The organism is Treponema sp. (assembly GCF_045657965.1).
Lineage (GTDB): Bacteria > Spirochaetota > Spirochaetia > Treponematales > Treponemataceae > Treponema_D.
In genome coordinates this window covers 1-8,874 of record NZ_JAZOUG010000231.1, presented here as the reverse complement: position 1 = coordinate 8,874, position 8,874 = coordinate 1, and the positions used below count along the sequence as shown (strand labels likewise).

Annotated in this window: 9 protein-coding genes; 8 read left to right on the top strand and 1 reads right to left on the bottom strand. The window is 39.4% G+C overall.

Features of this window, described 5'->3' with window-relative positions:
* The first annotated feature begins 46 nt into the window (after positions 1-46).
* The 3 genes from ACKI5B_RS08670 to ACKI5B_RS08660 are packed head-to-tail and all read left to right on the top strand — an operon-like array spanning position 47 to position 2,762.
* Entirely contained in the window at positions 47-472 is a 426-nt protein-coding gene (locus ACKI5B_RS08670; RefSeq protein WP_407427813.1) for an RrF2 family transcriptional regulator, read from the top strand.
* Between the two features lie 8 nt (positions 473-480).
* Positions 481-1,590 carry a trans-sulfuration enzyme family protein gene (locus tag ACKI5B_RS08665; protein ID WP_407427811.1) on the top strand — a complete coding sequence of 370 codons (1,110 nt, stop codon included), beginning with the start codon at positions 481-483 and terminating at the stop codon, positions 1,588-1,590.
* Positions 1,587-2,762, top strand: a complete 1,176-nt coding sequence (locus tag ACKI5B_RS08660; RefSeq protein ID WP_407427809.1) for a MalY/PatB family protein — start codon at positions 1,587-1,589, stop codon at positions 2,760-2,762. Before ACKI5B_RS08665 ends, ACKI5B_RS08660 begins: the two co-directional genes overlap by 4 nt.
* On the opposite strand, the gene ACKI5B_RS08655 is transcribed toward ACKI5B_RS08660, so the two are convergent.
* A complete protein-coding gene (locus ACKI5B_RS08655) occupies positions 2,737-3,747 on the bottom strand; it encodes a M23 family metallopeptidase (protein ID WP_407427807.1) in 1,011 nt (336 codons plus the stop codon). The genes ACKI5B_RS08660 and ACKI5B_RS08655 overlap by 26 nt on opposite strands.
* Positions 3,748-3,970: 223 nt before the next feature.
* Between ACKI5B_RS08655 and ACKI5B_RS08650 the strand changes: the two genes are divergently transcribed.
* From ACKI5B_RS08650 to ACKI5B_RS08630, 5 genes are all read left to right on the top strand, one after another.
* Entirely contained in the window at positions 3,971-5,098 is a 1,128-nt protein-coding gene (locus ACKI5B_RS08650) for a PTS sugar transporter subunit IIC (RefSeq protein ID WP_407427805.1), read from the top strand.
* Between the two features lie 70 nt (positions 5,099-5,168).
* Positions 5,169-6,536, top strand: a complete 1,368-nt coding sequence (locus tag ACKI5B_RS08645; protein WP_407427803.1) for a TrpB-like pyridoxal phosphate-dependent enzyme — start codon at positions 5,169-5,171, stop codon at positions 6,534-6,536.
* A 52-nt stretch (positions 6,537-6,588) separates the two neighbouring features.
* Positions 6,589-6,933, top strand: coding sequence for an FHA domain-containing protein (locus ACKI5B_RS08640; protein WP_407427801.1), 345 nt, complete (start codon positions 6,589-6,591; stop codon positions 6,931-6,933).
* A gap of 3 nt (positions 6,934-6,936) precedes the next feature.
* Complete coding sequence (locus ACKI5B_RS08635) at positions 6,937-7,956, top strand: hypothetical protein (RefSeq protein WP_407427799.1); 1,020 nt, start codon at positions 6,937-6,939, stop codon at positions 7,954-7,956.
* Positions 7,957-7,967: 11 nt separating this feature from the next.
* Positions 7,968-8,870, top strand: coding sequence for a serine/threonine protein kinase (locus ACKI5B_RS08630; protein ID WP_407427797.1), 903 nt, complete (start codon positions 7,968-7,970; stop codon positions 8,868-8,870).
* The last annotated feature ends 4 nt before the right edge of the window (positions 8,871-8,874 follow it).

Sequence of the window (8,874 nt, the reverse complement as noted above, 5' to 3'; positions counted from 1 at the left end):
AGGTAATACCCTGTATAATTAACCTATTAAGATAGTAGGGAGTATTATGCTTAGAATATCAACAAAAGGTCAGTATGCTCTTCTGATTATGACAGAGCTTGCTGAACAGAAAACTCAGAATTTTATACCGCTTAAACTGCTTGCCCATAGACATAATCTTTCTTCAAAATATATGGAACAGATTTTGATTCAGTTGAGTAAGTCCGGGCTTGTGACGGGACTTCGCGGCAACAACGGCGGTTACAGGCTTTCAAAATCGCCTGAAGATTACACTGTCGGAGAGATTTTACGGGCCATGGAAGGTGATTTGAATCCGAGAAGCCCAAATGAAACAAATGCGGTCAGTTCAGTCGGAAATGATGATTTCTGGAATGAGTTCAATGAAGTAATAAATAACTATGTTGATTCCAGTACTCTTGACCAGATTGTCGAAAAAAACCGTCAGTTTAATGGATATGATTATTGCATTTAGGAGAAACTATGAATATTGACACCATTTGCGTCACAGGAAAACCGTATTATCAGGCCTGTGACAATACCGGAGCTATTTCTCTTCCGATTTATCAGAGCGCAACATTTGCACATCCGGAACTTGGAAAATCCACCGGCTATGACTATTCACGCCTAAAAAATCCTACCCGCGATTATCTTGAAAAACTTGTTGCTTCGCTTGACCATGCAGAATTTGGCTTTGCTTTTAACTGCGGGCTTGCCGCAATTACTGCTCTTTTTGACGCAGTCATTTTGAACGAAAACTTAGGAACACGCTTTCATGTAATCTGCTCGGATGATCTTTACGGCGGAACTGAACGCTTTTTAAACACAATTGGTTTAAAACTTGGCTTTGACACAACTTATGTTGATACTTCAAACCTTGAAAACATAAAATCTGCACGGAAGGAAAATACAAAAATTATTTTTGTCGAAACACCGGGCAATCCTCTGATGAAAGTCACTGACATCAGGACAACTGCGGAATTCGCTCATTCAATCGGTGCACTTTTAATCGTTGACAATACTTTCTTAACCCCGTATCTTCAGCAGCCGCTTCTGCTTGGTGCGGACATTTCAGTGCAGAGCGGAACAAAATTTCTTTGCGGTCACAACGACACACTCGCAGGATTTGTCACAACGAATGACAAAAAACTTGCTGAAAATCTTGAAATTATAACAAAAACCACAGGTTCGGCTCTTCCTCCGTTTGATTCTTTTCTTGCAGTACGTGGTATTAAAACTTTAGCTGTCAGAATGGAAAAACACTGTTCGAATGCAAAAAAAATCGCAGCCTTCCTTGAAAATCATCCTAAAGTTCAGAAAGTCCTTTTTGCCGGAAAGGGCAGTATGATTTCGTTTTATGTAGATTCTGTCGCAACAGTCGAAAAAGTACTGAAAAGCGTAAAAGTTATACATTTTGCCGAAAGTTTGGGCGGAGTTGACAGCCTCATTACATATCCTAAAACTCAGACGCATGTTGATGTTCCTGAAAAAGAGCGTAATGCACGTGGAATTACGGATAAACTTCTTCGTCTGAGCGTCGGAATTGAAAATCCGGACGATTTAATAAAAGATTTAGGGGAGGCTCTTGGATGATTTACGATTTTAATAGAATTACAGACGGGCATAATACAAACTCAATTAAAACTGATCTTGCAGTTGCCCGTGGAAAACCTGCAGATGTTCTTCCACTTTGGGTTGCCGATATGGATTTTCCAACAGCTCCGGCAATTCTTGAAGCACTTCATAATCGTATTGACCACGGCATTTTCGGGTATTCTGTTCCCGATGAGAAATTTTATGAAGCGGTAAAAAAATGGCAGAAAAACGAACACAATTTTGAAGTCGAACGCAGTCACATCGTTACAACTCCGGGAGTTGTTTTTGCAATTGCGTGTGCAATCAAAGCCTTCACGAAGGAAGGAGAAGCAGTCATCATTCAGACGCCGGTTTACTATCCTTTCAAAAATATGATTATTGCAAATAACCGTAAGCTCGTTACATCATCCCTTTTTGAAAAAAACGGAAAATGGCAAATCGATTTTGAGGATTTTGAAAAGAAAATAACAGAAAATAACGTAAAGCTATTCATTCTCTGCAGTCCGCACAATCCTGTTGGCCGCGTCTGGACTCGTGAAGAGCTTACAAAACTTTCAGAAATCTGTCTTCGTCACAAAGTAATTGTTTTTTCGGACGAAATTCACAATGATTTTGTTTTTGAGCCGAATGTTCACACTGTTTTTTCAACAATTTCAAAAGAAGCAGCATTAAATTCAATCGTATCAACTTCCGCAAGCAAAACTTTTAATCTTGCAGGCCTTCAGTTTTCAATAAATTTTATTCAAAATCTTGAATTAAAAAGAAAATTCCATGATGAACGCGATAAAACAGGGTACGATGAGCCAAGTCTCATGGGATTTAGTGCAACTCAGGCTGCCTATGAACATGGAAAAGAATGGCTTTTAGCATTAAAACTACACTTAAAGGAAAATCTTGACTTTTTAAGAAACTTCCTTGTCCAGAAATTACCAAAAGTGCGGCTGATTGAACCTGAAGGCACATATTTATTATGGCTTGATTTTTCTGCTTATGGCTTTTCTGATGAAGAACTTGACAGTCTTATCGTAAACAAGGCAAAACTATGGCTTGACCGTGGCACAATGTTCGGAGAAGAAGGGAAGAATTATCAGCGTATAAATATTGCAACACCAAAGCCGGTTCTTGAAGAAGCCTTAAAAAGACTTAGTACTGCTCTTTCTCAAAAGTAAAGTCGTTTACAAAAAAGTCCGGGGATACAGCTTCCATATTAAGCCGCACTTCCCAGTGAAGGTGCGGTCCTGTGGCAAGACCTGTTGCGCCGGATAGTCCGATTAAATCCCCTGCATTTATCACCTGACCGTTTTCGACTTTAAGTTCACTCATATGATAGTAAAGTGAGTAAAGTCCCGGCAGATGTTCAATGCACACGCTCCAGCCGGTTGAAATTCTGTCTTCTGCCATTACGACTTTTCCTTTACCGCATGAACGGACTTCATTTCCTGTTGGAATACCGTAATCGATTCCATAATGAAGGCTTGTAGAAGATTTTCCGTTTGAATAAGCATAAACCCGGCGGTCTGCAAAAAATGAAGTTCTTCGTGTAGCTGGAGTAGGGGGAATAAAAGCGGAAGTTTCGTAAACTGCATCAAAATTTTTTGTATCGAGAATTTTATTCAGACGGTTTATCTGATCCATGCGTGCTGAACTTGTGTTTGTTTTGATTGCAGTATTACTTGCATTGAGAGGAATTGTTTCCGAAATAAATTCTTTTGGAACAATTTTTACAGGAAGTTCTATTGTAATTTCTTCCTTTCCAAATGACTGACAGATTATTTTTGCCTTGTATTCACCTGCCTTTACCCATGAAGAAAGTGGGGAACCTGTTAAAAGGGTTGATTTTATAAGTTTTTTTGATTTTTCTCTGTTCATTTTGTAAAAATCGGATTTTGTGATTGATTTTTCTGACTCTGAACCGTCTTCATTGATTTTTAAGACCTCAAGTTTTCCGCTTTCAGAAAAATCTTCTTTAAGAGATTTGATTAATTTTTTATCTTTTGTTTCAAAAATGAGCCGTATAAAAACTGCATCTCCCGGTTGAACAGATTCTGCATAAAGGGCTGTTAAAGAGTAGTCCGGAAAATTAAATTTTTTTGATGAAGAAAATGATTGAACTGCTAAAAAAGTTAAAAACAGGAAAAGAATGTGTTTTTTCATATAAATATTATAACACAAAAATCTGAATATGTTGTAATTATTGCAGATTTTTGTTACATTTCCTTTCATATTTAATCAGATGTTACGGTTAGATGACTGATGACAGACTCGCTTTTTTAATTCTGCGTACTGTCTAACGGGTTCACGAACACTCCTAAGTCTACATCAGAAGTGACTCAATGAAAAATCAATTTTTTTTTATTTTCTCACAAAGGAGTTCGTTATGAACAAGTACGTAAAGCGTTATCTTATTGATGCGCTCAGTGGTATGGCTCAGGGATTATTTGCGTCCCTGCTTATCGGAACAATCATCAAGACTTTAGGACAGCAGCTTCTCCGTCTGGGAGTAAATCCGGTTTTCCAGTTTTTAGTTAATGCAGGAAATTTTGCAACAGATGCTCACGTTGTTGGAGCTGCAATGGCTGTCGGTATCGGTTTTGCTATGCAGGTTCCGGCCCTTGTTTTGTTTTCGCTTGTTGCAGTTGGAAGTGCTGCAAACGTTACTGGCGGGGCAGGCGGTCCTTTAGCTGTTCTTATTATTGCTATTGCTGCAGCTGAACTTGGTAATCTTGTAAGTAAAAAAACAAAAGTTGATATTATCGTAACTCCGCTCGTTACAATTTTAGCCGGTTCTCTTCTTACAGTTCTCTTTGCAAAGTATATCGGAATGGCGGCTTCTTCAATCGGAAACATCATTGTGTGGGCAACAAAATTACATCCGTTTGTAATGGGAATTATCATTTCTGTTCTCGTTGGAATCGTTCTCACGCTCCCGATTTCTTCTGCAGCAATTTGTGCTGCTTTAGGACTTGTTGGTCTTGCAGGTGGAGCTGCCGTAGCAGGCTGTTCTGCCCAGATGGTTGGATTTGCTGTTCTTTCTTTCCGTGAAAACGGCTGGGGCGGTATTCTTTCTCAGGGACTTGGAACTTCAATGCTTCAGATGCCGAATATCATTAAAAATCCTAAAATCTGGATTCCGCCGACACTTGCTTCTGCAATCACTGGCCCTGTTGCAACCTGTCTTTTCAAAATGGAAATGAACGGAGCTGCCGTTTCTTCAGGCATGGGAACCTGCGGACTTGTAGGTCAGATTGGTGTAATTGCAGGCTGGTTTACACCATCTGAAGCCGCTGTAAAAAGTGCTCAGCATATTGCTGAACAGGCAGGAAAAACAGTTGAAGAAATTAATGCCATTACAGCTGAATCACTTGCTGTTTCTCCGACATTCTTTGACTGGCTCGGCCTTATTCTTGTCTGTTTTATTCTTCCTGGCCTTTTAAGCTGGGCTTTTGGTCTTATTTTAAGAAAAATCGGCTGGATAAAAGAAGGTGATTTAACACTCGAAGCATAAGTTTATTGTGTAAGTTCTTCATTTTCTGTATAATGTTTCTATAAATAGAAATTTTGGAGAACTTACACAAATGTCTGAAAAAATCCCTTACAAAATCTATCTTTCTGAAAATGAATTGCCGTCAAGCTGGTACAATGTCCGTGCTGACATGAAAAATAAGCCTGCTCCACTTTTAAATCCGGCTACAGGAAAGCCTTGCACTGCTGAAGAACTTTCCCATGTTTTCTGCGATGAGCTTGTAAAACAGGAACTTAATACTACCGATGCTTATATTCCCATTCCAAACGAAATCCGTGAATTTTATAAAATGTACCGGCCGGCTCCTCTTGTCCGTGCTTACTGTCTTGAAAAAAAACTCGGAACTCCGGCAAAAATCTATTACAAATTTGAAGGAAACAACACAAGCGGAAGCCATAAACTCAATTCTGCAATCGCGCAGGCTTACTATGCAAAAAAGCAGGGGTTAAAAGGTGTTACAACTGAAACAGGTGCCGGTCAGTGGGGTACTGCTCTTTCAATGGCATGTTCTTATTTTGATTTGGACTGCCAGGTTTACATGGTAAAAGTTTCTTATGAGCAGAAGCCTTTCCGCCGTGAAGTTATGCGTACCTACGGAGCAAAAATTACACCTTCACCGAGCGATACAACTGAAGTCGGACGAAAAATTTTGGCTGAATTTCCTGGAACAGGCGGAAGTTTAGGATGTGCAATTTCTGAAGCAGTTGAAGCTGCAACAAAACAGAACGGATACCGTTATGTTTTGGGAAGCGTTTTGAATCAGGTTCTGCTTCATCAGACTGTAATTGGTCTTGAAACAATGACTGCAATGGACGATTACGGAATCAAACCGGATGTAATCATCGGATGTGCCGGAGGCGGCTCAAACTTAGGCGGTCTCATTTCTCCTTTTATGGGACGAAAACTGCGCGGAGAAGCTGATTATCAGTTTATTGCCGTAGAACCTGCAAGCTGTCCGTCGCTCACTCGCGGTAAATATGTCTACGATTTCTGCGATACGGGCCATGTCTGTCCGCTTGCAAAAATGTACACTCTCGGAAGCGAATTTATGCCTTCACCAAATCACGCTGGAGGTCTGCGTTATCACGGAATGAGCTCAATCCTTTCACAGTTGTATGATGATGGTCTTATGGAAGCCCGCTCTGTAGAACAGACACAGGTATTTGCAGCTGCACAGGAATTTGCCCGTGTAGAAGGAATTTTACCGGCACCGGAATCGAGCCATGCAATCCGTGTTGCTATTGATGAAGCATTGAAGTGTAAAGAAACCGGTGAAGAAAAAACAATTCTCTTTGGTCTTACAGGAACAGGTTACTTCGATATGTATGCATACAAAGCATTCAATGACGGAACAATGAGCGACTACATCCCGACTGATGTTGAAATTGCCGCAAGTCTTGCAAAAGTTCCAAAACTGTAAAAAAAATTACTGAAATTTTACAAAAAAGCGATTGTTGTGTTATAATTGCTTTATGCAAGATACAACAATCGCAACTTCAAGCCCAATCGGGCAGCACTTGGAAAAGGTGGCTGTTGGTACACCTGTTTCTTATCTCATGTTTAATCAGAAAAAAATTAATCTCGTAGCTAAAATGACAATCGGGCGTTCATCTGAATGTTCTATTGTTATTGATAACAAGCTTGCGAGCCGTTTTCATGCATCCATTCAAAAAATACGCGATGCTTATTTTTTAAAAGACGAAAAAAGCACAAACGGTACTTTTGTAAACGGACACAGAATTCCGCCCGATAAATATATCCGGCTTAATCCCGGCGACAAAATCACAATTGGTGCTACAACACTGGTAATGTCATAGTCAATGACACAAATCAGAACTATTCTCCGCTCTTATCTTGATTCTCCTGAACTGCCTTCCCATGAAGGTCTTCTTTCTCTGTTAGAAAGTGGAATTTCTTCTCTGGAAGGCGAAAATAATTCATACCGGCCGCATGATTCTGAAGGAAAGGCCGGCGGACTTCTTGATTTTACTGACGAAAAATCTTCAGCACTTCCATTAATCATAGTTCCTGATTTGCATGGACGGGGTAAATTCCTTATTGATATCCTTGATTTTGAATTTCAGGGAAAGACTGTCTTAGAGCTTCTGCAGAATTCAGAAATTTTAATCTGCTGTGTAGGAGATATTTTTCATTCTGAAAACAGGGGGAGAGAAAGATGGAAAGAAGCTTATCTTGAATATATCGGCGGAAATTATGTAAATGAACCGATGAAAGCAGAAATGCTGGAAAATCTTTCACTTCTGCAGATGATTCTTACATTAAAGTCAGCTTTTGCCAGTCATTTTCATATCTTAAAAGGTAATCATGAAAATGTTTTAAACGAAGATAAACGTGCGCAGTTTGGTAATGTTCCTTTCCGTAAATTCTGTGATGAAGGGAATATGGTTTCCAGATTTCTGCAGCATTTTTACGATGATTTGATTCTTCATGAAATTTCATATTTTGAAAAAGCACTGCCTGTCTGTGCAGCTTTTAAAAATTGTGTTGTAAGCCATGCAGAACCAGCTGCATTTTTTACCAGAAAACAGATCATAAATTATCACGAAACAGGCTCATTTGTTACTTTTGCACTTACATGGACTGCAAACGATGCTGCCCGTGAAGGCACTGTTGAACATCTTTTTAATGAACTTTTGAGCGAAAATAACCGGAAAAATGCATTTTATTTTGCCGGTCACAGACCTGTTTTAGAAAAATATGCCCTTCGTCAGAACGGAATGTTTATTCAGATTCATAATCCTGAAATCGAGCAGATTGCATTCGTGCTTCCAGATACAAAATTCAATCCGGAAAATAACATTATAGAAGTTGAAAAATAAGGGGGATTGTAATGGCCGAGACTTCAAATCCTGTTTTTATCGGAAAGTACAAAATTATGGGCTTAGTTGCAAAAGGCGGAATGGGCGCTGTTTATAAGGCCGTTCATCCGACACTAAGACGCATGGTCATACTCAAAAAACTGACGATAAAAGGAAATGCAACAATCCGCGAGCGTTTTAAAAGGGAAGCTCAGATTCTGCTTGATATGCAGAGTCCTTATATTGTTCATCTTTTTGATTATTTTGTTGAAGGAAATTCTCACTACATTGTAGAAGAATTTGTTGACGGTCTTTCTCTTGCCCAGGTTATTGAAAAACAGGTTTCCCTTGGTACAGAACTTTCTCTTCTGGTATTTCTTGATGCCTGCTATGCATTAAAATTTGCACATGCACGCGGAATTGTTCATCGTGACATCAAACCGGGGAATATTTTAATCAGCCGGAGAGCTGAAGTTAAGCTTGCTGATTTTGGAATTGCTGCCAGTGATGAAATCGAAGAAATTTCTGTTACAAAATCAGATAAAATAATTTCAAAAGTTGCAGGGGATGTAACACAGACCGGAGTTACTCTTGGAACTCCTGCCTATATGAGCCCTGAACAGATTACAGATTCCCGTTCTGTTGATAACCGTGCTGACATTTATTCAATGGGTGTCATGCTTTATGAAATGCTGACCGGAACCAAGCCTTTTCCGTCTCAGATTAGTGCAGAAAACCTTGAACGTATAAAAAAAGGCAAATATATTAATCCTCGAAAAATTGATCCGTCAATTCCCCGGGTAATCTGCAATATGATTAAAAAAATGCTTAAGGGAAATCCTGAAAAGCGTTACAAGTCAATTGATTCAGTTATTAAAATCATTAAAAAATATCTTCGTGATTATGATACTCATGCAATCAAAGTCGGATCGTAGCCAT